General features: G+C 65.6%; 30 protein-coding genes and 1 tRNA gene. 4 read left to right on the forward strand and 27 right to left on the reverse strand.

Annotated elements, in window-relative coordinates:
- Window positions 1-12 precede the first annotated feature (12 nt).
- The 12 genes from rpsC to rpsL all read right to left on the reverse strand — a co-directional run bounded on the left by rpsC (window position 13) and on the right by rpsL (window position 9,325).
- The gene (gene rpsC, locus ACPVPU_RS13665) at window positions 13-720 is read right to left on the reverse strand and encodes a 30S ribosomal protein S3 (RefSeq protein WP_448658507.1); all 708 of its coding nucleotides are present in this window, start codon (window positions 718-720) and stop codon (window positions 13-15) included.
- Window positions 721-723: 3 nt separating this feature from the next.
- Window positions 724-1,101: a 50S ribosomal protein L22 gene (gene rplV / locus ACPVPU_RS13670; RefSeq protein WP_448658508.1), complete on the reverse strand. Its 378-nt coding sequence runs from the start codon at window positions 1,099-1,101 to the stop codon at window positions 724-726.
- The gene (rpsS, locus tag ACPVPU_RS13675) at window positions 1,101-1,379 is read right to left on the reverse strand and encodes a 30S ribosomal protein S19 (RefSeq protein WP_448658509.1); all 279 of its coding nucleotides are present in this window, start codon (window positions 1,377-1,379) and stop codon (window positions 1,101-1,103) included. The genes rplV and rpsS overlap by 1 nt, the downstream gene beginning before the upstream one ends.
- Window positions 1,380-1,384: 5 nt before the next feature.
- Complete coding sequence (gene rplB, locus ACPVPU_RS13680; RefSeq protein WP_448658510.1) at window positions 1,385-2,236, reverse strand: 50S ribosomal protein L2; 852 nt, start codon at window positions 2,234-2,236, stop codon at window positions 1,385-1,387.
- A gap of 4 nt (window positions 2,237-2,240) precedes the next feature.
- Window positions 2,241-2,558 carry a 50S ribosomal protein L23 gene (locus tag ACPVPU_RS13685; RefSeq protein WP_448658512.1) on the reverse strand — a complete coding sequence of 106 codons (318 nt, stop codon included), beginning with the start codon at window positions 2,556-2,558 and terminating at the stop codon, window positions 2,241-2,243.
- Window positions 2,551-3,174: a 50S ribosomal protein L4 gene (rplD, locus tag ACPVPU_RS13690; protein WP_448658513.1), complete on the reverse strand. Its 624-nt coding sequence runs from the start codon at window positions 3,172-3,174 to the stop codon at window positions 2,551-2,553. Before rplD ends, ACPVPU_RS13685 begins: the two co-directional genes overlap by 8 nt.
- Window positions 3,175-3,176: 2 nt before the next feature.
- Complete coding sequence (gene rplC, locus ACPVPU_RS13695) at window positions 3,177-3,932, reverse strand: 50S ribosomal protein L3 (RefSeq protein WP_448658514.1); 756 nt, start codon at window positions 3,930-3,932, stop codon at window positions 3,177-3,179.
- Between the two features lie 357 nt (window positions 3,933-4,289).
- Window positions 4,290-4,601, reverse strand: a complete 312-nt coding sequence (gene rpsJ / locus ACPVPU_RS13700; protein ID WP_448660526.1) for a 30S ribosomal protein S10 — start codon at window positions 4,599-4,601, stop codon at window positions 4,290-4,292.
- 245 nt (window positions 4,602-4,846) lie between these two features.
- A complete protein-coding gene (gene tuf, locus ACPVPU_RS13705) occupies window positions 4,847-6,043 on the reverse strand; it encodes an elongation factor Tu (RefSeq protein WP_448658515.1) in 1,197 nt (398 codons plus the stop codon).
- Between the two features lie 101 nt (window positions 6,044-6,144).
- Window positions 6,145-8,241 carry an elongation factor G gene (fusA, locus tag ACPVPU_RS13710; RefSeq protein ID WP_448658516.1) on the reverse strand — a complete coding sequence of 699 codons (2,097 nt, stop codon included), beginning with the start codon at window positions 8,239-8,241 and terminating at the stop codon, window positions 6,145-6,147.
- 179 nt (window positions 8,242-8,420) lie between these two features.
- Entirely contained in the window at window positions 8,421-8,891 is a 471-nt protein-coding gene (gene rpsG / locus ACPVPU_RS13715; protein WP_426276217.1) for a 30S ribosomal protein S7, read from the reverse strand.
- A 62-nt stretch (window positions 8,892-8,953) separates the two neighbouring features.
- Window positions 8,954-9,325: a 30S ribosomal protein S12 gene (gene rpsL, locus ACPVPU_RS13720; RefSeq protein WP_019831557.1), complete on the reverse strand. Its 372-nt coding sequence runs from the start codon at window positions 9,323-9,325 to the stop codon at window positions 8,954-8,956.
- Between the two features lie 323 nt (window positions 9,326-9,648).
- Between rpsL and ACPVPU_RS13725 the strand changes: the two genes are divergently transcribed.
- The gene (locus tag ACPVPU_RS13725) at window positions 9,649-10,146 is read left to right on the forward strand and encodes a bactofilin family protein (RefSeq protein WP_448658517.1); all 498 of its coding nucleotides are present in this window, start codon (window positions 9,649-9,651) and stop codon (window positions 10,144-10,146) included.
- A 123-nt stretch (window positions 10,147-10,269) separates the two neighbouring features.
- Here the strand turns inward: ACPVPU_RS13725 and ACPVPU_RS13730 are convergent, their stop codons facing one another.
- The 7 genes from ACPVPU_RS13730 to ACPVPU_RS13760 all read right to left on the reverse strand — a co-directional run bounded on the left by ACPVPU_RS13730 (window position 10,270) and on the right by ACPVPU_RS13760 (window position 16,103).
- Entirely contained in the window at window positions 10,270-11,547 is a 1,278-nt protein-coding gene (locus ACPVPU_RS13730) for a Xaa-Pro dipeptidase (RefSeq protein WP_448658518.1), read from the reverse strand.
- 72 nt (window positions 11,548-11,619) lie between these two features.
- Window positions 11,620-12,186, reverse strand: coding sequence for an alpha/beta hydrolase (locus tag ACPVPU_RS13735; protein WP_448658519.1), 567 nt, complete (start codon window positions 12,184-12,186; stop codon window positions 11,620-11,622).
- A gap of 111 nt (window positions 12,187-12,297) precedes the next feature.
- Complete coding sequence (gene lpdA / locus ACPVPU_RS13740) at window positions 12,298-13,698, reverse strand: dihydrolipoyl dehydrogenase (protein WP_448658520.1); 1,401 nt, start codon at window positions 13,696-13,698, stop codon at window positions 12,298-12,300.
- Window positions 13,691-14,191: an endonuclease domain-containing protein gene (locus tag ACPVPU_RS13745; protein WP_448658521.1), complete on the reverse strand. Its 501-nt coding sequence runs from the start codon at window positions 14,189-14,191 to the stop codon at window positions 13,691-13,693. The genes lpdA and ACPVPU_RS13745 overlap by 8 nt, the downstream gene beginning before the upstream one ends.
- On the reverse strand, window positions 14,188-14,580 hold the full coding sequence (locus ACPVPU_RS13750) for an acyl-CoA thioesterase (protein ID WP_448658522.1): 393 nt from the start codon (window positions 14,578-14,580) through the stop codon (window positions 14,188-14,190). The genes ACPVPU_RS13745 and ACPVPU_RS13750 overlap by 4 nt, the downstream gene beginning before the upstream one ends.
- Window positions 14,573-14,782 carry a hypothetical protein gene (locus tag ACPVPU_RS13755; protein WP_448658523.1) on the reverse strand — a complete coding sequence of 70 codons (210 nt, stop codon included), beginning with the start codon at window positions 14,780-14,782 and terminating at the stop codon, window positions 14,573-14,575. Before ACPVPU_RS13755 ends, ACPVPU_RS13750 begins: the two co-directional genes overlap by 8 nt.
- A gap of 10 nt (window positions 14,783-14,792) precedes the next feature.
- Complete coding sequence (locus tag ACPVPU_RS13760; protein WP_448658524.1) at window positions 14,793-16,103, reverse strand: pyruvate dehydrogenase complex dihydrolipoamide acetyltransferase; 1,311 nt, start codon at window positions 16,101-16,103, stop codon at window positions 14,793-14,795.
- A 144-nt stretch (window positions 16,104-16,247) separates the two neighbouring features.
- On the opposite strand from ACPVPU_RS13760, the gene ACPVPU_RS13765 reads away from it, so the two are divergent.
- Both ACPVPU_RS13765 and ACPVPU_RS13770 read left to right on the forward strand, forming a co-directional pair.
- On the forward strand, window positions 16,248-16,700 hold the full coding sequence (locus ACPVPU_RS13765; RefSeq protein ID WP_448658525.1) for a universal stress protein: 453 nt from the start codon (window positions 16,248-16,250) through the stop codon (window positions 16,698-16,700).
- Between the two features lie 86 nt (window positions 16,701-16,786).
- A complete protein-coding gene (locus tag ACPVPU_RS13770) occupies window positions 16,787-18,085 on the forward strand; it encodes a M28 family peptidase (RefSeq protein ID WP_448658526.1) in 1,299 nt (432 codons plus the stop codon).
- Window positions 18,086-18,207: 122 nt separating this feature from the next.
- On the opposite strand, the gene ACPVPU_RS13775 is transcribed toward ACPVPU_RS13770, so the two are convergent.
- The 5 genes from ACPVPU_RS13775 to folK form a co-directional block, all read right to left on the reverse strand.
- Entirely contained in the window at window positions 18,208-19,275 is a 1,068-nt protein-coding gene (locus tag ACPVPU_RS13775) for an RcnB family protein (protein ID WP_448658527.1), read from the reverse strand.
- A 124-nt stretch (window positions 19,276-19,399) separates the two neighbouring features.
- Window positions 19,400-19,888 carry a GAF domain-containing protein gene (locus ACPVPU_RS13780; protein ID WP_448658528.1) on the reverse strand — a complete coding sequence of 163 codons (489 nt, stop codon included), beginning with the start codon at window positions 19,886-19,888 and terminating at the stop codon, window positions 19,400-19,402.
- Between the two features lie 52 nt (window positions 19,889-19,940).
- Window positions 19,941-20,576 carry a DUF1349 domain-containing protein gene (locus tag ACPVPU_RS13785; RefSeq protein ID WP_448658529.1) on the reverse strand — a complete coding sequence of 212 codons (636 nt, stop codon included), beginning with the start codon at window positions 20,574-20,576 and terminating at the stop codon, window positions 19,941-19,943.
- 83 nt (window positions 20,577-20,659) lie between these two features.
- Window positions 20,660-20,735, reverse strand: a tRNA-Lys gene (locus ACPVPU_RS13790).
- Between the two features lie 40 nt (window positions 20,736-20,775).
- Window positions 20,776-21,234: a 2-amino-4-hydroxy-6-hydroxymethyldihydropteridine diphosphokinase gene (gene folK / locus ACPVPU_RS13795; RefSeq protein WP_448658531.1), complete on the reverse strand. Its 459-nt coding sequence runs from the start codon at window positions 21,232-21,234 to the stop codon at window positions 20,776-20,778.
- Window positions 21,235-21,256: 22 nt separating this feature from the next.
- On the opposite strand from folK, the gene ACPVPU_RS13800 reads away from it, so the two are divergent.
- Window positions 21,257-21,910, forward strand: a complete 654-nt coding sequence (locus ACPVPU_RS13800) for a uracil-DNA glycosylase (RefSeq protein WP_448658532.1) — start codon at window positions 21,257-21,259, stop codon at window positions 21,908-21,910.
- Window positions 21,911-21,962: 52 nt separating this feature from the next.
- Here the strand turns inward: ACPVPU_RS13800 and ACPVPU_RS13805 are convergent, their stop codons facing one another.
- Genes ACPVPU_RS13805 through ACPVPU_RS13815 form a run of 3 tightly spaced genes read right to left on the reverse strand, consistent with a single transcriptional unit; the run spans window position 21,963 to window position 24,252 of the window.
- The gene (locus ACPVPU_RS13805) at window positions 21,963-22,400 is read right to left on the reverse strand and encodes a VOC family protein (RefSeq protein WP_448658534.1); all 438 of its coding nucleotides are present in this window, start codon (window positions 22,398-22,400) and stop codon (window positions 21,963-21,965) included.
- Window positions 22,400-23,248, reverse strand: coding sequence for an N-carbamoylputrescine amidase (aguB, locus tag ACPVPU_RS13810; RefSeq protein ID WP_448658535.1), 849 nt, complete (start codon window positions 23,246-23,248; stop codon window positions 22,400-22,402). Before aguB ends, ACPVPU_RS13805 begins: the two co-directional genes overlap by 1 nt.
- Window positions 23,249-23,268: 20 nt before the next feature.
- A complete protein-coding gene (locus ACPVPU_RS13815) occupies window positions 23,269-24,252 on the reverse strand; it encodes an agmatine deiminase family protein (protein ID WP_448658536.1) in 984 nt (327 codons plus the stop codon).
- Window positions 24,253-24,390 lie beyond the last annotated feature (138 nt).

Here is a 24,390-nt window from a genome sequence, read left to right on the forward strand (position 1 = left end):
TCTTCTAGCCCCTTAGCGCCGGTCGTCGCGCGCCGGGCGAACGCCCGACGTCTGCGATTCCAGCATCAGACGGTCCTGCGCCATCGGATCATGGCCCAGGATCTCGCCCTTGAAGATCCACACCTTGACGCCGCAGACACCATAAGCAGTGTGCGCCTGCGCCTCGGCATAATCGACGTTCGCGCGCAGCGTGTGCAGCGGCACCCGGCCCTCGCGATACCATTCGGTCCGCGCGATTTCTGCGCCGCCCAGACGGCCGCCGCAGTTGATCCGGATGCCCTCTGCGCCCAGACGCATCGCCGACTGAACGGCGCGCTTCATGGCGCGGCGGAACGCGATGCGGCGCTCCAGCTGATCGGCAATGCCCTGCGCTACCAGCTTGGAATCGATTTCCGGCTTGCGGATCTCGACGATGTTCAGGCTGACGTCGCTCGAGGTCAGGCTGCCCAGCTTCTTGCGCAGCTTTTCGATGTCGGCGCCCTTCTTGCCGATGATCACGCCGGGGCGTGCGGCATAGATGGACACGCGGCACAGCTTGGCCGGACGCTCGATCACCACCTTGGAAATCGCGGCCTGCGGCAGCGTTTCCATGATGTACTTGCGGATCTTCAGGTCCTCCAGCAGCAGCCGGCCATAATCATGGCCTTCCGCGAACCAGCGGCTGTCCCAGGTGCGGTTGATCTGCAGGCGCAGACCGATCGGATTGCTCTTCTGACCCATGACTTACGCCTCTTCCTGCTCGCGCACGACAATCCGCAGCCGCGAGAACGGCTTGAGGATGCGGGTGGACTTGCCGCGACCGCGCGTGGCGAACCGCTTCATGGTGATCGACTTGCCGACCGACGCCTCGGCGACGACGAGCGCGTCGACATCGAGGTTGTGGTTGTTTTCCGCGTTGGCGATGGCGGACGCCAGCACCTTGCGGGCATCGACCGCCATGGCCTTCTTCGAGAAAGCCAGGATGTTCATCGCATCACCCGCCTTCTTGCCGCGGATCAGGCCCGCGACCAGGTTCAGCTTCTGGGCCGAACCACGGATGGTGGTGCCAACGGCCAGCGCCTCATTGTCGGCGACGCGGCGCGGAGCTGCTTGCTTGCTCATCAGCGCTTACCCTTCTTGTCGGCAGCGTGGCCGGGGAAATAGCGCGTGGGCGCAAATTCACCGAGCTTCATGCCGACCATGTCTTCGTTGACCGAAACCGGCACGAACTTGCGACCGTTATAGACGTTGAACGTCAGGCCGACGAAATCCGGCAGGATCGTCGAGCGGCGCGACCAGGTCTTGATCGGACCGGCGCGGGTGCCCTGCTCCTGGGCGACCTGCGCCTTCTTGAGCAGATGAAGGTCGACGAACGGACCCTTCCAAACCGAACGAGCCATTGCGTTTAGCCCTTCTTCTTCGCGTGACGCGACCGGATGATCATCTTGTCCGTCGCCTTGTTGTGGCGGGTGCGCGCACCCTTGGTCGGCTTGCCCCACGGGGTGACCGGATGACGGCCGCCCGAGGTCCGGCCTTCACCACCGCCGTGCGGGTGGTCGACCGGGTTCTTGGCGACGCCGCGGGTCAGCGGGCGCTTGCCCAGCCAGCGGTTGCGGCCGGCCTTGGCAAGGTTGGTGTTGGCGTTGTCCGGGTTGGACACCGCGCCGACCGTCGCCATGCAGTTGGAGTGGATATAGCGCTGCTCACCCGAATTCAGGCGAACGATCACCATGCCCTTGTCACGGCCGACGACCTGCACATAGGTGCCCGCCGAACGCGCGATCTGACCGCCCTTGCCCGGCTTCATCTCCACATTGTGGACGATGGTGCCGACCGGCATCTGGCCCAGCTCCATGGCGTTGCCCGGCTTCACGTCGGTCTTCTTGCCGGCGATCACCTTGTCGCCGACGCCCAGACGCTGCGGCGCGATGATATAGGCCAGGCGGTCCTGGCCGGCATCGTCGGCGCCGTAGTTCACCAGGGCGATGAACGCGGTGCGGTTGGGATCATATTCGATCCGCTCCACGGTGCCCTCGACATCCCACAGGCGACGCTTGAAGTCGATGATGCGATACCGCTGCTTGTGGCCGCCCGCGATGCCGCGCGACGTCACATGGCCCTTGTTGTTGCGGCCGCCGGTCTTGCGCTTGCCTTCGGTCAGCGCCTTGATCGGGCCGCCCTTGTGCAGGCCCGAACGGTCGACCAGGATCAGCCCGCGACGGGCCGGCGAGGTCGGATTATAATGCTTGAGTGCCATTGCCTCAGATCCCCGTCGTGACGTCGATGGAATCGCCGTCCTTCAGCGTCACGATCGCCTTCTTGACGTCGGAACGCTTGTAGGGGGCGCCCTTCCACTTCTTGGTCTTGCCCTTCTGCACCAGCGTGTTCACGCCCGTAACGGTCACGTTGAACAGCGCCTCGACAGCCGCTTTGATCTCGGGCTTGGACGCATCGCCCGCCACCTTGAACACCACGGCATTGTGCTCGGACACGAGCGTCGACTTTTCGGTGATGTGGGGGGCCACGATCACGTCGTAATGACGGACATCGACCGCCGCCTTGGTCGGCTGCTTAGCCATTGAACCGGGCCTCCAGCTTTTCGACCGCGGCGCGGGTCAGCACCAGCGTGTCATGCTTCAGGATGTCGTACACGTTCGCGCCGACGGCGGGCAGGACGTTGATGCCCGACAGGTTGCGGCTGGCGAGCGCGAAGCCGTATTCGACCTGCTCGCCATCGATGACCAGCGCGGTCTTGCCGAAGCCCAGCTTGGCCAGCTTGCCCTTCAGCTCGGCCGTCTTTTCAGCGCCGCCCAGCGTTTCCATGATCACGAGCGACCCTGCCTTGGCATGGCTCGACAGCGCCATCTTCAGGCCCAGTGCGCGGATCTTCTTGTTCAGCGACGGATCGAAGTCGCGAACGCGGGCGCCGTGCGCCTTGCCGCCGCCGACGAACACCGGAGCCCGGCGATCGCCGTGACGGGCGACGCCGCCGCCCTTCTGGCGACCCAGCTTCTTGCCCGACCGCGCCACATCGCTGCGCTCACGGGTGCCGCGAGCGGTGCCGCGACGCTTTTCCAGCTGCCAGGTGACGACGCGGTGCAGGATGTCGGCGCGCGGCTCGACGCCGAACACTTCGTCCTTCAGTTCGATTTCGCCCTTGTCGGCGGCATCGAGGGTTTGAACCTTGACCTTCACGTTCAGCCCTCCTGGCCTTCGGTCGCCTCGACCGCGTTCACGTCCTCAGCGGGCGTGTCGGCGGGGGCGTCGTTGTTGTTGCTCGCGCTCTTGATCGAGGCGGGGAACGGCGCATCGGCATGGCGCGGCTGCTTGACCGCATCCTTGACGAACAGCCAGCCGCCCTTCGATCCGGGCACCGAGCCCTTGACGAAGATCAGGCCGCGCTCGACGTCGGTGCCCACAATTTCCAGGTTCTGCTGGGTGCGATACTTGTCGCCCATGTGCCCGGCCATCTTCTTGTTCTTGAAGACCTTGCCCGGATCCTGGCGCTGACCGGTCGAACCGAGCGAACGGTGCGAGACCGAAACACCGTGGGTGGCGCGCAGACCGCCGAAGCCCCAACGCTTCATGCCGCCCGCAAAGCCCTTGCCCTGGGTGCGGCCCTGGATATCGACGAACTGGCCGGCAACATAGTGATCGGCCGAGATTTCGGCGCCGACATCGACCAGCGCATCCTCAGCGACCCGGAATTCGTGCACCACCGCCTTCGGCTCCACTTCGGCCTTGCCGAAATGGCCGCGCTGCGGCTTGGCGACATTCTTTGCCTTGGCGCTGCCAGCGCCCAGCTGGACGGCGGTGTAGCCGTCGCGTTCGGCGGTGCGATGCGCAACCACCTGAACCCCTTCAAGCGCCAGGACGGTAACGGGCACGTGGCGGCCGTCATCCTGGAACAGGCGGGTCATCCCCAGTTTCTTAACGATCACGCCAGTGCGCATGACCATGCTCCCATACAGAGGCCCGCGACGGACGATTCCGACGCGGGCGTGCTCCCAACCCGTAAAGCGATGCGAGCCCCCGTCCGGGCTGGTTTGCGCTGCCGAAGCGGCGCAAGACGGGGGACGCAGTCCCAGGCAAGCCTGGCGGTATCCCGAATTCATGAGAGGGCTTCGCCCTCTGCGCTATCCCCGTATCGGCGTCATCGCCGCCTGGGCTAGGCCGCTCACCCGATCAAGGGGAGCGCGAATCTCTTGGTGGAGGCGGGCTAATAGGTCAGCTTCGCTTCCTTGTCCACCCTGCATTTGCAGGATGGGTCCGGCCACCCCGGCCTTCGCCGGGGGTAACCGCAAACTCGCTCAGGCGAGCTTGATCTCGACATCGACACCGGCGGCCAGATCGAGCTTCATCAGCGCATCGACCGTCTGCGGCGTCGGCTGAACGATGTCCAGCAGGCGCTTGTAGGTGCGCGTCTCGAACTGCTCGCGCGACTTCTTGTCGATGTGCGGGCCGCGGTTGACGGTGAACTTGTCGATGTGCGTGGGCAGCGGGATGGGGCCACGGATCAGCGCGCCGGTGCGGCGGGCGGTGTCGGCGATGTCGCCGGCGGCCTGATCGAGCACGCGGTGATCAAAAGCCTTCAGGCGAATACGGATATTCTGAGCGTCCATGGTCCCTACCGATGCGAAAGAGCGGACCCCGTGGGCGGGGTTCATGCTGTTGTGTTGATCTGGAGGCGGGCCATTACAGGGCAGAAGCCGGGATGGCAAGGGGGTGGGACACGGATTCTGCCGCTATTGGCAGAGATACTTCGCTGGCCGGGCCGCATTTCGAAACGGCCGAACGGATCACGAAAAAGCCCGGCCTCCCCATGGGGAAGCCGGGCCTTTCTGTCTCAGCCCTTGCGGGCGTCAGATCACTTGTCGATCGACGCGACCACGCCGGCGCCGACGGTACGACCGCCTTCACGGATGGTGAAGCGCTGGCCGATGTCCATGGCGATCGGGGCGATCAGCTTGACGCCGAGCGCGACGTTGTCGCCGGGCATGACCATTTCCGTGCCCTCGGGCAGAACCACCGTGCCGGTGACGTCCGTGGTGCGGAAATAGAACTGCGGACGATAGTTGGCGAAGAACGGCGTGTGACGGCCACCTTCGTCCTTCGAAAGCACGTACACTTCCGACTGGAACTCGGTGTGCGGCTTGATCGAGCCGGGCTTGGCCAGAACCTGGCCACGCTCGACTTCTTCACGGCCGACGCCGCGGATCAGCGCACCGATGTTGTCGCCCGCCTGACCCTGGTCCAGCAGCTTCCGGAACATTTCGACGCCGGTCACAACGGTCTTGCGGACCGCTTCCTGGATGCCGATGATTTCGACTTCGTCGCCAACCTTGACGATGCCGGTTTCGACGCGGCCGGTGACGACCGTGCCGCGACCCGAGATCGAGAACACGTCTTCGATCGGCATCATGAACGGCTTGTCCAGCGGACGCTCCGGCTGCGGGATCGATTCGTCGACCGCCGCCATCAGGGCCAGGATCGCGTCCTTGCCGAGCTTGTCGTCCGAACCCGACAGAGCGGCCGTGGCCGAACCGCGGATGATCGGAATGTTGTCGCCGTCGAATTCGCGCTTGGACAGTTCCTCGCGGATTTCCATTTCGACCAGCTCGAGGATTTCCTCGTCATCGACCAGGTCGACCTTATTCAGGAACACGACCATCGTCGGCACGCCGACCTGGCGGGCGAGCAGGATGTGCTCCTTGGTCTGCGGCATCGGGCCGTCGGTCGCGGCAACCACCAGGATCGCGCCGTCCATCTGTGCCGCGCCGGTGATCATGTTCTTCACATAGTCGGCGTGGCCGGGGCAGTCGACGTGCGCATAGTGACGCGTTTCGGTTTCATACTCGACGTGCGCGGTCGAGATGGTGATGCCGCGCTCGCGCTCTTCCGGAGCCTTGTCGATGTTGGCGAAATCGACGGCGGCGTTGCCGGCGACGTTTTCGGCCAGGATCTTGGTGATCGCGGCGGTCAGCGACGTCTTGCCATGGTCGACGTGGCCGATGGTGCCGATGTTGAGGTGCGGTTTGTTCCGCTCAAACTTTGCCTTTGCCATTGTTTCCTACCTTCTGATCTTATCCCGCGCCGCCAAGGGAAATCGCCGGAACGCGGCCCCATAGCGGCTGATTAACGTTTATGCCAGCACCAACCTGTCGGTTAGGCGAGCTTCGCCTTCACTTCATCGGCCACATTCTGCGGCACTTCGTCATAATGGCTGAACTGCATCGAATATTGCGCCCGCCCTTGCGTGAACGAGCGCAGCTGGTTCACGTAACCGAACATGTTGGCCAGCGGCACCATCGCCTCGACCACCTGAGCATTGCCCCGGCTGTCAGTGCCCTGGATCTGGCCACGCCGCGAGTTCATGTCGCCGATGACGTCGCCCAGATAATCCTCCGGCGTCACCACCTCGACCTTCATGATCGGCTCAAGCAGCTTGATGCCCGACTTCTGGGCCGCTTCGCGCATCGCGCCACGGGCGCAGATTTCGAAGGCGAGCGCCGAGGAGTCGACGTCGTGATACTTGCCGTCGACCAGGTGAACCTCGAAGTCGATGATCGGAAAGCCGATCAGCGAGCCGGTTTCGGCGGTTTCGCGGAAGCCCTTTTCGACCGAGGGGATATATTCCTTGGGAATATTGCCGCCCTTGATCTCGTCGAAGAACTGGTATCCCGATCCGCGTTCGCCAGGGATCACCTTGACCTTCACTTCGCCGAACTGGCCGGAGCCGCCCGACTGCTTCTTGTGCGTGTAGGTCAGCTCGACCGGCTTCGCCAGATATTCGCGGTACGCCACCTGCGGCGCACCGACATTGGCTTCCACCTTGAACTCGCGCCGCATGCGATCGACCAGGATTTCCAGGTGAAGTTCACCCATCCCCTTGATGATCGTCTGGCCGCTTTCGGAATCAGACGATACGCGGAACGACGGATCCTCGCGGGCGAGACGGTTGAGCGCCACACCCATCTTTTCCTGGTCGGCCTTGGTCTTGGGCTCCACCGACAGCTCGATCACGGGCTCGGGGAACTCCATCCGCTCAAGGATGATCGGCGCGCTCTGCGCGCAGAGGGTATCGCCCGTGGTGGTGTCCTTCAGACCCGCAAGCGCCACGATGTCGCCAGCGAACGCCTCCTGAATGTCCTCGCGGCTGTTCGCGTGCATCAGCAGCATCCGGCCGACCTTTTCCTTCTTGTCCTTCACCGAATTGGTGACGGTCGAAGCGGCCTCGAGCTTGCCGGAATAGATGCGCGCGAAGGTCAGCGTGCCGACGAACGGATCGTTCATGATCTTGAACGCCAGGGCAGCGAACGGCGCCTCGTCGGACGAAGGACGCTCGTCCGGCGTCTCGCCGTCCAGCTTCACGCCCTTGATCGCCGGCACGTCCAGCGGCGACGGCAGATAGTCGATCACCGCGTCGAGCAGGGGCTGAACGCCCTTGTTCTTGAACGCCGAGCCGCAGACGATCGGCACGAACGCCATTTCCAGCGTGCCCTTGCGGATCAGCTTCTTGAGGTCGGCCACCGAAGGCTCGTTGCCTTCAAGATAGGCTTCCATCAGCTCGTCGTCCTGCTCGACGGCCATTTCGATCAGCTCGCTGCGATACTTCGCGGCCTTTTCGGCCATGTCGTCCGGGATCGGCTGATATTCGAACTTGGCACCCAGCGATTCTTCGAGCCAGATGATCGCGCGGTTCTCGACCAGGTCGACCAGGCCCTTGAACCCGCCTTCGATACCGATCGGCAGATACAGGACCGCCGGACGTGCGCCGAGGCGCTCGATGATCGAGTTCACGCAGTAATAGAAATCGGCCCCGGTCCGGTCGAGCTTGTTGACGAAGCACATGCGCGGCACGCCGTACTTGTCGGCCTGACGCCACACGGTTTCCGACTGCGGCTCCACACCGGCAACGCCGTCGAAGCAGGCGACCGCACCGTCGAGCACGCGCAGCGAACGCTCGACTTCGATGGTGAAGTCGACGTGGCCGGGGGTGTCGATGATGTTGATCCGGTGCTCTTCGCCCTGACCGTCCTGCGCCTTCCAGAAACAGGTGGTGGCAGCGGACGTGATCGTGATCCCGCGCTCCTGCTCCTGCTCCATCCAGTCCATGGTGGCCGTGCCTTCATGAACTTCGCCGATCTTATACGACTTGCCGGTGTAATAAAGGATACGCTCGGTCGTCGTCGTCTTGCCGGCATCGATGTGCGCCATGATGCCGATGTTGCGATAGCGCTCGAGCGGATGGCTGCGGGCCATGATCTTAACTCCTGATGCCTAACGGCGTTCGAAAAAGGACTGCACCTATTTCCGTTCGGGCTGAGCCAGTCGAAGCCCTGTCCTTTCTTCCGGGGAAGAAGTGCAGCCCTTCGACAAGCTCAGGGCGAACGGTGATGGGTGGAGGCGCCGGAGCGCTCCACCCATATAGTAACCCAAACTTACCAGCGGTAGTGGCTGAACGCACGGTTGGCCTCAGCCATCCGGTGCGTGTCTTCCCGCTTCTTCACCGCGTTGCCGCGGTTGTTGGCGGCGTCCATCAGCTCGCCCGACAGGCGGGCGGCCATGGTGTTTTCGCTGCGGTTGCGGGCCGACGTGATCAGCCAGCGGATCGCCAGCGCCTGGGCACGCTCGGGGCGCACCTCGACCGGCACCTGATAGGTCGCACCGCCGACGCGGCGGCTGCGGACCTCGATGCCCGGCTTGATGTTGTTCAGCGCATCGTGGAACACGCCCAGCGGATCGCGCTTGGCACGGGTTTCCACCGTTTCCAGCGCACCATAGACGATGCTTTCCGCGACCGACTTCTTGCCGTCCAGCATCACGCTGTTCATGAACTTGGACAGCACCACATCCCCGAACTTGGGATCCGGCAGAATTTCCCGCTTTTCGGGACGACGACGACGAGCCATCTTAGATTTCCTTCTAGAACTTCGGCCGGTCCGGAACCCGTCCGGGGCCTACTCTGGCTGAATTACTTCGGACGCTTCGCGCCGTACTTCGAACGGGACTGCTTGCGGTCCTTGACGCCCTGCGTGTCGAGCACGCCGCGCAGGACGTGGTAGCGCACGCCGGGCAAGTCGCGCACACGGCCGCCGCGGATGAGCACCACCGAGTGCTCCTGCAGGTTGTGGCCTTCGCCCGGAATGTAGCTGATGACTTCGCGCTGGTTGGTCAGGCGGACCTTGGCCACCTTGCGCAGCGCCGAGTTCGGCTTCTTCGGGGTCGTGGTATAGACACGGGTGCAGACGCCGCGCTTCTGCGGGTTCTGCTCCATCGCAGGGACCTTCGACTTGGCCTTCTGCGGTTCGCGGCCCTTGCGGACCAGCTGGTTGATCGTCGGCATGAAGCCCTTCACCTTCCAATGGTTACTTTGCTGGAGCCATGATTCCGGAAAATACGAAAGGACCCTGACGGCCTTGCCGGCCTCCGGGCCCTGGCGTCTCCAACAATGTTCAGCTCAAAAAAATCCCCATGCCCGAACCCATGGTCCGGTCAGATGTGGATGGCGCGCCTATACGCAGGGGCACGGCGCGGGTCAATGGGCCGCTGCGCGTCATTCCGCGCCATCCGTGCGCCCGGCCGTGGCCGCAATCCGCGACACGCCCGCCGCCCCCTGCTATGGCATTGTCGGTCGCGCAACGGCGCAGAAACGGGGGGAGCCGAATCATGTTCAACAACAACCGCAACCGTGAGGACCGTTTCGCGGCGCCCGCCCCCGTGTCCGTCACCCCGTCGCCGGCGCCCGCCAACCAGCAGGCGGGGCGAAAGGGAATGTTCTCCGTCGTCGGTGCCGATATCGTCATCACCGGCAACGTCACCGCATCGAACGACCTGCATATCGATGGCCGGGTCGAGGGGGACATTACCTGCGCCAGCCTGATCCAGGGGCCGGAAAGCCGGATCGGGGGCGTCATCACCGCCGATACCGCGCGGCTGGCGGGAACGGTGGACGGGACGGTGCGGGTCAAGAACCTGACCATCGACCGCACCGCCCGGATCAACGGCGATGTGGAATATGATCAGATCACGATCGAAACCGGCGGCCATATCGACGGACGACTGAAGCATATGGCCGTGATCGCCGAACAGGCGGCAAAGGCGGTACCGATGGAGGCACCGGAGCCGATCGCGCCGGTGACCATCGTCAGCGATACGGCGGAATAAGGCGGGCCGAGAGGCTCGGCGAACAGGACACTCTCACCCTGCCCACCGCTACGCGGCGGGCCGCCTCCCCCTCCGCCATGCGGGGAGGAGGCATTGGCAGGCTTCGGCCGCCTTTCCCCTACCCTACTCCTTCACCAGCACCCCGCCCTTCACCACCGTCACCGGTCCGGCGAGCAGGCCGATGTCGCGGGTCGGATCACCCGGCACCGCGACGATGTCGGCATAGCGGCCGACGGCGATCGCGCCGACATCCTTTTCCCGGCCAAGCGCTTCGGCGGCGTTCCGCGTGGCGGCCTGGATCGCCTCCATCGGGGTCATGCCGTACTGGACCATCACGCGGAACTGGCCGCCCGCCGTGCCGTGCGGCATGACGCCCGCGTCGGAACCGAACACCATCCGCACACCGGCCTTGTGCGCCTTGCGGAAATTGTCGCGCTGGATCTGCGCGATCTCCCGGTCCTTGCGCAGATTGTCCTCCAGCACGCCGTTCCTGGCGCCCTCTGCCTGAGTATAGTCGGTGTTGAAGATATCCATCGAGAACCAGACCGGCTGCTTGCGCTCGACGGCCAGCTTGATGCCCTCGTCATCGACCAGGCTGGCGTGCTCGATCGTGTCGATGCCCGCCTTGATCGCGGCCTTGATCCCCGCTGCGCCGTGCGCATGGGCGGCGACGCGCAGGCCCCATTGATGCGCCTCGTCAGCGATGGCGCGCAATTCGCCCTCGGACAATTGCTGCTGGCCGGGTTCGGTATTGCGGGAGAATACGCCGCCGGTCGCGCACACCTTGATGACCTCCGCGCCATATTTTCGCTGTTCGCGGACGATGCGGCGCAGTTCGTCCGGGCTGTCGCCCACTGCCACGCCCTTTGCCTTGAACGAGGGCGGCAGATAGGTGCTGTCGCAGTGCCCGCCCGTGGCGCCGAGCGAATGCGCCGCCGGGACGATGCGCGGGCCGGGGATCAGCCCCTCGTCGATCGCCTGCTTATAGGCCACATCGTCATAGTTTTCCGAGCCGACGTTCCGGACAGTGGTGAACCCCGCCATCAGCATGTCGCGGGCATTGGCTGTGCCCTGCACCGCCCAGAAATTGTCGGTGAACTGCAGGTTGGTATAGCCGCCATATTTCGGGTTGCTGTCCAGATGGACGTGCATGTCGATGAAGCCTGGCAGGATCGTCTGACCGGACAGGTCGATATGGCGGACGTCGCTGCTCCAGCGGACGATGCGCGCGTCGGCAATGCCGGTGATCCGGCCATCGGTGATGAACACCGCCGGGCTTTCGACCATCTTGCCGGTCAGCACATCGACCATCCGGTCGGCGGTCACCACGACATCCTCCGCCATCGCCGGCGCAGCGAACAGGGCAAGGGCCGATACGGCACCGGCAAACATCGATTTCATCAGGGTACCCCCGGCCAACGGAACAGGCGGCAAGCCTGTGCCCGGGCCGCCGCTCCTGTCAATCGCGCACCGTCAGATTTCGGTGCGAATCCCGTGCAGCGCGACGTCGCGTTCCACCACGCGGCGCATCCAGCGATTGACCGCATGGCTGAATGCCGTGCCCAGGCCCGTCGGTCCCGCGACAACCGATGCTTCGCCGCCCCATGTGCCGGCCAGCATCTGCACCCGCTCATCGCTGCCGAGCAGCGCTTCGCCATCGATCAGCATCGATTGAAAGGGCAGCGGGATCCGCGGCGATGCCAGGCTGGCGATGCGATCATCCTCGACCGGATCGACCATCAGCGCGCCCACGACGCGGTCGACATAATAGCGCGGGGTCAGCCGGCCCCACCAGGCGGCGGCAAAGCAAGCCGCCCCGCTGGCGAGCAGCAGCGCGGGCCGGGCGGCCTGGTTCACCGCTTCGTCAAGCTGGGCCGCCCAGCGGTTGCGCTCCGGCACGCTCCGCCCCCGGAACGGCAGCGTCCGAGCATCCGGAAACCGTCCGGCGACCAGTTCGGCCAGCACGGGCGGCAATCCACGGCGGTCGGGCAGCAAAATCAGGGAAACAGCGTCGGGACGATGCAGCGCAAGCGAGGTCATGGCGAGTCTCCGGCACAGATGCGCCGACAGAATGCCTTATCCCGACCAAATGACTAGGCGAAAAACGACTGGCGCGCCAAGACGGTATCCAGGCGCGCCAAGCCGTTCGGATCACATGTGCAGCGTCCGGCCATAAGCCGAGAGCACGCTTTCGTGCATCATTTCGGACAGGGTCGGGTGCGGGAAGACGGTGTTCATCAGCTCCGCCTCGGTCGTCTCCAGCGTCTTGCCGACGGTATAGCCCTGGATCAGCTCGGTCACTTCCGCGCCGACCATGTGCGCCCCCAGCAGCTCGCCGGTCTTGGCGTCGAACACCGTCTTGATGAAGCCTTCCGCCTCGCCCAGCGCAATCGCCTTGCCATTGCCGATGAAGGGGAAGTTGCCGACCTTGACGCTGTAGCCCAGCTCCTTCGCCTTGGCTTCGGTCAGGCCGACCGATGCGACCTGCGGGTGGCAATAGGTGCAGCCCGGAATGTTGCGCGGGTCCATGGCGTGCGGATGGCCGCCGGTCATTGCCTCCACCGCGATCACGCCCTCATGGCTCGCCTTGTGCGCCAGCCATGGCGGCGCGGTGATGTCGCCGATCGCCCAGATGCCGGGGACGTTGGTGGCGCAGTCCGGCCCGGTCTTCAGGAAGCCGCGATCGTCCATGGCGACGCCCAGTTCCTTCAGCCCGATATTCTCGGTATTCGGCACGATGCCGACCGCGACGATGACATGGCTGAACTCCTCGGTGGTTTCCTTGCCCGCCTTGTCCTTCAGCTTGGCCTTCACGCCGTTCACGCCGACCTCCAGCCCGTTCACGCCGGCGCCGGTCATGATCGTCATGCCCTGCTTAACGAGCGCCTTTTCGAGGAAGGTCGAGACATCCTTGTCCTCGACCGGCACGATGCGGTCCATCATCTCGACCACGGTCACCTTGGCGCCCATGTCGTTGTAGAAGCTGGCGAACTCGATGCCGATCGCGCCCGATCCGATGACCAGCAGCTTCGATGGCATCTCGGTCGGCACCATGGCGTGGCGATAGGTCCAGATGCGCTTGCCGTCCGATTTGGCGAAGGGCAGCTCCCGGGCGCGCGCACCGGTGGCGACGATGATGTTCTTGGCGGTCAGCTCGGTCGTCTTGCCGTCCTTGTCGGTGACGGTCAGCTTGTCCTTCGCCGTCAGCTTGCCATCGCCTATGTGGACGGTGATCTTGTTCTTCTTCATCAGGTGCGTGACGCCCTGATTGAGCTGCTTCGCCACGCCGCGCGACCGCTTGACCACCGCGTCCAGATCGGCGCTGATCTTCTCCGCGACCAGACCGTAATTCTTGGCGTGCTGCATGTAATGATAGATTTCGGCGGAGCGCAGCAGCGCCTTGGTGGGGATACAGCCCCAGTTGAGGCAGATGCCGCCCAGATTTTCCCGCTCGACGATCGCGGTCTTGAGGCCAAGCTGGCTCGCGCGGATCGCCGCGACATAGCCGCCGGGACCGGAGCCGAGAACGATCAGGTCGTAAGTGTCAGCCACGATTGTGCTCCTGCAAAAGCCCCTCTCCCCTTGCGGGAGAGGGGTTGGGGAGAGGGGGCGGTGCCGCAGGCGCATCGGTCGATGCAACAGCACCGGCCTGCGCCGCGAGGATGCGGTCGGCGACCCCCTCGGGATTGGTCAGAATATCGTTGTTCCAGAACCGGATGATACGAAAGCCCTGATCGGTGAGCCATTTATCGCGGGCAAGGTCGGCCTGACTGTCTGCGTGCTGGCCGCCATCGGCTTCGACGATCAGCCGCGTTTCAAAACAGACGAAATCGGCGATGTAGCGTTCCAGCGGCTGCTGGCGACGCCATTTCCACCCGGAAAGCTTCTTGGCGCGGAGGATCGACCAGAGCTTGCGTTCGGCGTCTGTAGTATCGCGCCGAAGCTGACGGGCGCGGCCTATCAGCCCCCCTCTCCCTCCCACGCCTTCGGCGCGGGCCCCTCCCTCCCCCGCAAGGGGGGAGGGGTTTGGGTTGAGACCGTTCATTCGCCGATCACACGCGGCTTCCGCGCTTCGTCAATGGCGACGAACACGAACCGCGCCTCGGTCACCTTGCAGAGTTGTTCGCCGTGGCGGTCGCGGCACCAGCTTTCGACCTGGATCGTCATGCTGGTGCGGCCGACCTTGACCATGTCGGCATAGACCGACACCTCGTCGCCGACGACGACCGGGCGGTGAAACTGCATGGCGTCGACCGCGATGGTGACGGCGCGGCCGCGCGAATAGCGGGAGGCGACGAGGCCCGCCGCCATGTCCATCACGCTCATCAGCCAGCCGCCAAAGATATCGCCATAGGGATTGGCGTCGGCGGGCATGGTGGTCACGCGCAGCGCGGGTTCGCCGGACGGCGGGCGACCGGGATCGCGTTCAGCCATGATTGCCCCGCCCTTCGCGCTCGGCGGCCATGGCACGGCGGACCGGGCCGATACCCATGGCGACCGAGATGACCGTGATCGCGCCCGTCACCAGCCAGATGTCGCCCGCTCCCTGCGGATAGGACCAGGCCGACAGCGCGCCGATGACCAGCGCTGCAATCAGGCCAAGGGCGACGAACGCCAGTTCAGTCCATACCCGCATCGCGGCCGTCTCAGGCGATGAAGCCCAGCGGGCTTTCGACCAGTTCCTTGAACAATTTCATCAGCTCCGCCCCGTCCGCACCGTCGATGGCGCGGTGGTCGAAACTGCCGGTGGCGCTCATCACCGTCGCCACGCCCAGCGCATCGTCCACGATATAGGGCCGCTTTTCGCCGGCGCCGATCGCCATGATCATGCCCTGCGGCGGGTTGATGACGGCTTCGAACTGCTTGATGCCGAACATGCCCATGTTGGAGAGCGACGCGGTACCGCCCTGATACTGTTCGGGCTTCAGCTTGCCCTCCTTGGCCAGCCCCGCCAGTTCCTTCATCTCGGCCGAGATCTTTGCCATCGACTTGTTGGCGGCATCGCGGACGATCGGGGTGATCAGGCCGGTCGGCGTGGAAACCGCGACCGACACGTCGGCGCGGTGGTAGCTGATCAGCTGATCGCCCGCGAAGGTGACGTTGCACTTCGGCGTCTGTTCCAGCGCCACGCCCAGCGCCTTGATCAGCAGGTCGTTGACCGACAGCTTCACGCCGCGCGATTCCAGCCCCTTGTTCAACTCGCCGCGCAGCTTGAGCAGCTTGTCCAAGCGGATATCGACGGTCAGGTAGATGTGCGGGATCGTCTGCTTCGCCTCGGTCAGGCGGCGGGCGATCGTCTTGCGGATGTTGGACAGCTTGTCGGCGGTGTGCGGGATCGAGTCGTCGAACCACACGGCCTTGGCCTCGGTCGGCGCGGCTGCGGGAGCAGCGGCGGGCGCAGGTGCCGCGGCGGCGGGCTTGGCACCCGGCTTGGCATCCTCGACGTCCGCCTTGACGATCCGGCCGTTCGGGCCGGTGCCCTGCAGCGCGGACAGGTCCAGCCCCTTGTCGGCGGCGATGCGGCGGGCCAGCGGGCTGGCCTTTACCCGGTCGCCGGACGCAGCTGGCGCGGGCGCAGCCTTGGCTTCGGCGCGCTCGGCCTGGGGCGCGTCCTTGGCGGGCTGGGCGCCATAGCCCTTTTCGGCGGCTACAGGCTCGGCAGCGGCCGGCGCGGCGGAAGCGGCGGGCTTTGCCTCGACCGCGCTCGCATCCTCGCCTTCTTCGGCGATGATGGCGATCACGGTTCCCACCTTCACGCCGTCGGTGCCTTCGGCGACCAAAATCTTGGCGATAACGCCTTCATCGACCGCCTCGAACTCCATCGTCGCCTTGTCGGTTTCGATTTCGGCCATGACATCGCCCGCCTTTACGGCATCGCCCTCCTTGAGGAGCCATTTGGCAAGCGTGCCCTCCTCCATCGTCGGCGACAGGGCGGGCATCTTGAGTTCGATCGACATGGCTTGTCCCGTTACTGGTCCTGTGAGTGGCCTTCCTTTGCCGTCATGGCAAGGCTGGTCAAGCCCGCCCCTTGCACTGGACGCGCCAGCGCTTACCCTTTCATTCGTATTCGGGCGATGCCGCCCGACAGGGGAGGATGGCGCGTGCGCACCTATCTGGTGGTGGTCGACGAAAGCCCGGAGGCAGCAATCGCCCTGCGTTTTGCCGCGCGCCGCGCGGTGAAAACGGGCGGGCATGTCGAAATCCTGGCGCTGATCCCGAAGCCCGATTTCGTGCAATGGGGCGGGGTGATGGCCCAGATGGAGGCAGAGGCGCGCGAGCGGGTCGATGCGCTGGTGACGGCGGCGGCCGGCACCTTGCTGGACGAATCCGGGCTGTCGCCAAGCATCATCGTGCATGAAGGCGAAGGTGCCCGCGCGGTGCGCGAGACGATTGCGGGCAATCCCGAAATCGCCGCGCTGGTGCTGGGCGCGGCGGCGGAGGGTGCGCCCGGCCCGCTCGTCACCCTGTTCGCGGCAGAGGCCGGAACGCTTGGCGTACCAGTGATGATCGTGCCCGGCGGGCTTAGTCACGAGGCGCTCGACCGGTTGAGCTGAGGTCCTGCCTTTCCTCCCCCCGCCAAGGGGAAGGAAGAAACCATTCGCCCCTTGAGCCGCGCGGCTTTTCCCGCCACGTTCCGGCAATGCGCACCCTTGTCCTTGCCCCGCTGCTGCTGAGCGCAGCCGTTCCCGCCATCGCTCAGGAAGCGCCCTCCCCCGCCCGGCTTGAGGCGGATGTGGCAAAGCTGGTTTCTTTCGGCACGCGTCACACCGCATCCGACCCCGATCATCCGACGCGGGGCATCGGTGCCGCCCGGCGCTGGTTCGCCAATGAACTGAACGGCATCAGCGAAAAATGCGGCGGGTGCATCACCGTCAGCAACATTGCCCGCACCTTCAACGGCCCGCGCGCGCCGAACGGCGTCAATGTCGTCGATGTGCTTGGCTTTCAGGCGGGCGAGGAAAACAAGCGCGTCATCATCATCATGGGCCATATCGACAGCCGCGTGTCCGACGTGATGGACGCGACCAGCGACGCGCCGGGGGCCAATGACGATGCGTCGGGTACCGCACTGGTGCTGGAGACGGCGCGTATCCTGTCAAAGGAGAAGTTCAAGGCGACGATCATCTATGCCGCGCTGTCCGGCGAGGAACAGGGCCTTTGGGGCGGGCAGTTGCTGGCCGAGACGGCACAGGCGGCGGGATGGGAAGTCTCGGCGGTGCTGAACAACGATATCGTCGGCAACACGGTGGGGCAGAACGGCGTGCGGGTCGCCGACCGGGTGCGCGTGTTTTCGGAAGGCATCCGCCAGATCGAGACGCTGGACGAGCAGAAGGCACGGCGCGGCAATGGCGGCGAGGATGACGGGCCGAGCCGGTCGCTGGCCAAGTCGATCGACCGGCTGGCCGCGGCGACCCCCGGCGCGCTCGACGTGTTCGTGGTGCGCCGCCCCGACCGATTCGGGCGCGGCGGCGATCATGAGGCGTTCCTGCGCCTCGGCTATCCGGCGATCCGCTTTTCGGTGGCGGCGGAGAATTACGACCAGCAGCACCAGGATCTGCGCACCGAAGGCGGCAGGGAATATGGCGACACCATCGACAAGATGGATTTCCCCTATCTGGCCAAGGTGACGGCCCTGAATATCGCCGCCGCGCGGCAGTTCGCATCCGCGCCGGGCATCCCGAAGAACGCCGCCATCGAAGGCGCGCTGGCGACCGATACCACCGTCAGCTGGGATCCGGTGCCGGGTGCCGCGAAATACCGGGTCCATTGGCGGCGCAACGATGCGCAGGACTGGACCGACCAGCTGGAGGTGACCGGCACGTCGGCGGTGCTGAAGGACATCGTGGTCGACGACCATTTCGTCGGCGTGTCCGCGCTGAGCGAGACGGGTGCCGAAAGCGTGGTGGCCTTTGCCGGGCGGGCGGTGCGTCGGCCCTGACTGCGCCCTCTCAACCGACAGGCGCTAGCCGATGGCGGGACAAGATGCGGCGGTGAACGCAAAAACGGCGCGGCTCCCCCCGAAGCCGCGCCGTTCGCGCTATCCGGCGATTGCCGGGCGCTTTACTTGCCCTTGGATCGATACACCCGCTTGATCGGCGCGCGGGGCGTCATCTTGCCGGGATGCGATTCCTCGATGATCACGGCTTCGTGGCGGGCTTCGCCGGGCACGCCGACGACCATCTGCGTTTCGATGACCGGCGGATAATACCAGCCATTCGCGGCATAGCCTTCGCGCACGATGCGGGTCCGGCGGCTGCCGATGGGGCCGAACACCTCGCCGCCATAGCGCCATTCGCCGTCACGGGCGGCGTAACCGTCCTCCACGGCATAGCGTTCGTCGAGGTCATAGCCCTCGGCATGACCCTCTTCGCGGCCGTAATAGCCGCCATGGCTGGGCGGAACCATCCGGCCATCGGGATAGCCCGGCTGGTCATAGGTCGCCCCCCGGCGGCGCGAATTGCTGTTTTCGGCCGAATCGATGGCGGCACCGGCCACTGCGCCGACGCCAGCACCGATCAGCGTACCGGCCAGGCGATTGCCGCGCCCGCCGATCAGGTTGCCGGCCACGCCGCCGACCACCGCCCCAGCCACCGCGCCTTCGACATTGCTGTCCTTGGGCACCGGCGCGGCCTCGTAACGGTCGTAATAGCCGTCCCGGCCGGCAATTCCGGCATCCGCGCCGCCGCTATAGGCACCGTCATAATAGGGGCCGTCATAGCGTTCCCATTCGACGCCCGGCTGAACCTGTTCCACCCGGCCGCGATGATCGACCAGCACCGCATCGTCGTAATAGCGTACCCAGGTGCGGCCGCGCGGCGGCGGGGCAAAGCTGTACCGGCTCCAGTCGCTGATCTGGAACTGCGGCGCGATCCAGTAGCTGGGCAGGATGAACCCGCGAGTCGGCGCGATATAGCCGCCCCAGCCGCCGGGCGCGCCAAAGCCGCCATACCAGCGGCCCTGCATCGCCCCGCCCCAGCGATGATGGCCCGGCATCGGCCGGTGCGGCATCATCGGGCGATGCGGCATCATGCCCCCGCCGGGCCGACCGCGATGCGCCACCTGTGCTTCGGCGGGCATGGCGGTGGCAAGGGCGGCCAGCGCGGCAGCGGACAGGGCAATGAGGCGCATCGGCAACTCCTGTTGAACGAAGCGGACCCGAATCCGGGACCGCAACATGGTTGCCGATTGATTTACCAGCCGCAGGGCGGCCGTGCCTACGCCGCGCTTTGGTTAAGGACTGTCCCGTTCCGGGTCAGCCGATCCGCGCGGCCAGCAAGGCCGCCAGCCGTTCGCAGCCGATCCGGTCCTGATCGTCGAACCGGCCGGGCAACGGACTGTCCAGGTCCAGGACAGCCAGCACGCGGTCCCCATCGGACGACAGGATCGGCACGACCAGTTCCGACCGGCTGGCCGCATCGCACGCGATGTGGCCCGGAAAGGCATGGACGTCGGGCACCAGCTGCGTTTCCCGCGTCGCAGCCGCCGTGCCGCATACCCCGCGACCAAACGGGATGCGGATGCACGCCGCCTTGCCCTGAAACGGGCCGAGCACCAGTTCGTCGCCGACGTTGCGGTAGAATCCGGCCCAGTTCAGGTCGGGCAGCACCTGCCAGATCAGGGCGGCGGCGTTGGCCATGTTGGCGATGCCGTCCGGCTCGCCGGCGGTCACCCCGTCCAGCGCGTCGGCCAGCGCGGCATACATTGCAGGCTTGTCGCCGGAATTGATTTCGAAGCTGTACATGCCAACGCCTTTAGCGATCCTGGACGCGCAGCGGGAGGGGGCGTTTGGCGGATCAGGCGCCGGCCTGCACCGCCGGCGGCTGGATGGTCAGCGCGCGGAACCGGACGTCGAAGCCCGATCCTTCCGGCGCGGCGGCCATGACACCGACGTCCAGCGTCGTCGCATCGGTCAGGTGACCCTGCCGGACCTCGCGCCAAGTCCTGCCGTCTGCGCTCCAGCTATAGGTGAAGGTCGACCCTTTTCGCGCCAGGCGGAACCACAGGTCGTTGGGGCTGGCATCGATCGGAAAGCCGGACCAGTCGGAAAAATCGCGGGTGAAGACCGCGCTGACGGTCGCGACGCCATCCACCCGTTCCACCCCGCATTTCAACCAGGTTTCATGGTCCAGCCGGACCATCAGCCCCGCCTGGTCATATTGCGCGGCATAGTCGCCGACGACATTGACCGTCGCCACGAAATCGCCGGTCACCCGCTGACTGCGAAAATGGCCATTGTCGGTGACATAACCGAAATAGGTCTTTCGCCAGAAATCCGTCTTGGGTTCGGCACGCATCATTAGCACGCCGTCCTGTTCGCGCCAGACGCGCGGCGGATTCATCCATCCGGCCTGATCGGTCGGGCCGGCAAGGGCGCGCGGCGGAACCAGCGCTGCGCCGCCCATGGCCGCCAACACCATCCGCCTGTCCATCGCCCCTCTCCGCATCCCGTTGATCGTCGCGCACGACAATGCCGTGATCGGTGGCCGATGCAAGCGATGGGGCGGTGAGTGGATGGTGGGTCCGCCGGGATTCGAACCCGGGACCTCTCGATTAAAAGTCGCTTGCTCTACCAACTGAGCTACGGACCCCGACCATCGGCGACGCACCTAGGGGCACTGGGCCGGTGCGTCAACCGAGCCGGGCAAGAAGCTGGCGCATGGTCCGCCCGGTCACCGGATCGCGGGCATCGGGGATCAGCGCCGCCAGCGGGCCAAGGGCGAACGCCCGTTCCCGCAACAGGATATGCGGGATCATCAGCCGGGGCGAGGCAAAGGCACCGCCCGACCACCACAGGATATCCAGATCGATGGGACGCGCCGCCCAGCGCTGGCCGCGCCGCCGCCCGAACGCCGTCTCGATCCGTTTAAGCCGGGCCAGCAGTTCGGGCGGCTGTTCGGCGGTATCGATCAGGACGGCGGTGTTGACGAAGCGGCGGATCGACGGACCGACCGGCGCGGTTTCGGTGAGCGGCGCGATGGCTGTGACGGGGCCGATGGCCTTGATCGCCGCCGCCACCATCGCGCGCGGCCGGCCGTGACGGCCGGGCCGGTTGGAGCCGATGCCGATGGCATAGCTTGTCTTTGCCACCCGCTCCCCCTAGCCCGCGCCCATGATTCCCACATCCCCGCTGCCCGAAACCGAACCGCCGCACAACTGCCCACTCTGTCCCCGCCTGGTCGCGTACCGCGAGGCATGCCGTGCGGAATATGCCGACTGGTGGAATGCGCCGGTGCAGGCGTTCGGCGATCCGGCTGCCTGGCTGGCGATCGTCGGCCTGGCCCCCGGCAAGCACGGCGCGAACCGCACCGGGCGGCCCTTCACCGGCGACTATGCAGGCGACCTGCTGTTCGCCACCCTGGCCAAGTTCGGGTTGAGCGAGGGAACCTATGATGCCCGGATCGACGACGGCCTGACGCTGAAGGGCGCGATGATCGTCAATTCGGTCAAGTGCCTGCCGCCCCAGAACAAGCCGACGCCGGAGGAAATCCGCACCTGTCGCCCGTTTCTGGAGGGGCAGGTCGCGGCGCTGCCGAATGCGCGGGTGTTCGTGGCGCTGGGCCAGATCGCCCACCAGTCGGCGGTCAAGGTGCTGGGCGGGCGCTTGCCCAAGGCCCGGTTCGGGCACCTGGCCGAACACCGGATGCCGGACGGCCGGGTGCTGATCGACAGCTATCATTGCAGCCGGTACAACACGAACACCGGTCGGCTGACCGCCGAGATGTTCGAAGCGGTGTTCGCGCGGGCGGTGGCATTGCGTCCCTGACGGCTCAACATCAACCTTTCCGTGCTCCCGCTTTCGCGGGAGCACGGATGAGTCACTCCGCCGCCTGGTGCAACGCGATGCGGTTGCCTTCGCTGTCCTCGATCTCGGCGACGCGGCCAAGCTCGCCCAGATCCTTGGGCGGATACAGGATGGCTGCACCCGCCGCCGTCGCCCGCGCCAATGTCGCATCGAGGTCGTCGACGCTGAAATACAGGATCGGCCCTGCCTTGCCGGGGACATAGACTTCGCCCTTGACCAGCGCGCCGCTGGCGCCCGCTGCGCCATTGGCAGCGGGGAAAAGCGCCATGGGATACCCGTCGATGGTAGCCCGTTCGAAATCGGTGCCCAGGACGCGAGTGTAGAAGGCGACGGCGCGGTCCATGTCGCTGACCGGCAGCTCGAAATAGCCCACGGGATTCATCGGTCGTACCCCCGCATGATGACAGCCCGCCAGCGCCAGGAGCAGCGCCGACAGGACCGCCGCCCGCATCAGATATCCTGAACCAGCCGCCCGTACAGTTCCGGCCGCCGGTCCCGGAAAAATCCGAATGCGGCGCGGTGGCGGCGGGCAAGATCCAGGTCGAGCATCGCGGTGATGACCCCTTCTTCCTCGCGGTCCAGCTCGGCCAGGATGTCGCCGCGTTCGTCGGTAATGAAACTGGTGCCGTAAAAGGTCTGGCCATGTTCGGTGCCGACGCGGTTGGCGGCGACCACGGGTACGACATTGGACACGGCATGGCCCACCATCGCGCGCCGCCAAAGCCGGGCGGTGTCCAGCCCCTCGTCATGCGGCTCCGATCCGATCGCGGTCGGATAGAACAGGATTTCGGCGCCCATCAGCATCATCGCGCGCGCGGTTTCGGGATACCATTGGTCCCAGCATACCCCGACGCCCAGCGTCGTCTGCGGCCCCTTCCACACCTTGAACCCCGTATTGCCGGGGCGGAAATAGAATTTCTCCTCATAGCCCGGACCGTCCGGGATATGGCTCTTGCGATAGACGCCCTGCACCCGGCCATCGGGATCGATCATCGCCAGCGAGTTGTAATGGTGCGGGCCTTCGCGTTCGAAAAAGCTGGTCGGTATCCAGATCTTCAGCTCGGCGGCCAGCGCCTGCATCGCCAGCACCGCCTTGTGCTCGTCCACCGGCTTTGCGGTGGCGAACAGCCCCTCATCCTCGACGCGGCAGAAATATTCCCCCTCGAACAATTCGGGCGGCAGCACGACCTGGGCTCCCTTCGCCGCGCCCTCGCGCACCATGCGGGCGACGTTGGCGATGTTGCGGTCGATGTCAGGGCCAAAGCCAAGCTGAAGCGCGGCAACGGTGATCTGGGTCATGATATGCTCCGGTGCCGGGTTCAGCGGCTGGGGATTTGCTGGCTGATGCAGTGGAAGCTGCCGCCGCCGGTCAGGATATGGTCGGCCCGCTGGCCGACGATGCGGCGGTCGGGGAACAGCGCCTGGATCGCCTCGATCGCGGCATCGTCGTTCGGCTGGCCATAGAGCGGCACGACCACGGCGGCATTGCCGATATAGAAGTTCATGTAGCTGGCCGGGATGATCTGTTCGTCCTCGTCCAGCACTCGGCCGGGCGAGGGGATGCGCACCAGCTCCACCCCGGCCACGCGGGCGGCATCGGCTGCGTGCTGATAGACCAGCCAGTTGGGATCATTCTCGGCCGCCTGCGGGATCGCCAGCCGGTTCTCGCCGACGAAGCGCGCCAGATTGTCGACATGGCCATCGGTATGGTCGTTTAGCAGCCCCTCGCCCAGCCACAGGAAGCGGGTGAAGCCGAGGTCGGCGGTCAGCCGCGCCTCGATGTCCCGCTGCGACAGCCCGGGATTGCGGTTTGGGTTGAGCAGGCATTGTTCGGTCGTGACGACCAGGCCGGTGCCGTCGCCATCGATTGCACCGCCCTCCAGCACCCAGTCATGGCGGATCGCCTTGAAGTGCCGCCGGTTCGCCAGCCGCTGGCCGATGGTGTCGTCGCCGGGCAGGTCGTATTTGCCGCCCCAGCCGTTGAAGCCGAAATCATGCGCGTGATGATCGCCGCCGATGATCGGCCCGGTATCGCGCAGCCAGATGTCGCCGAAGGGTTCCACGACGATCTGGGCGAAACGGCCGGCCAGCGCCTCCGCAGCCTCGGCCGCCTCGTCATCGGCAGCGACCAGGATCACCTTCTCGCCAGCGCCATCGGCATGAACCGCCTGGGCAAAGGCCGTCACCTCCTCCCGCGCGGGCTCCAGGTCGTCGACCCACAGCTCGGGATGGCTGGGAAAGCCGATCCAGACGGCATCGTGATGCGCCCATTCGGCGGGCGGCGGCGGGGGCGGCGTGCTCATGCGCCGCCATATAGGAGCGAATGACCGCGCGGGGGAGAGGGTGTTTGCGGCGCCAGGTGATTGGCGCGATCCTGGATCTATTCACCAGCAAGCCCAACCATCCGTTCGTGCTGAGCTTGTCGAAGCACTGCCCTTTTC

The organism is Sphingomonas paludis (assembly GCF_053502515.1).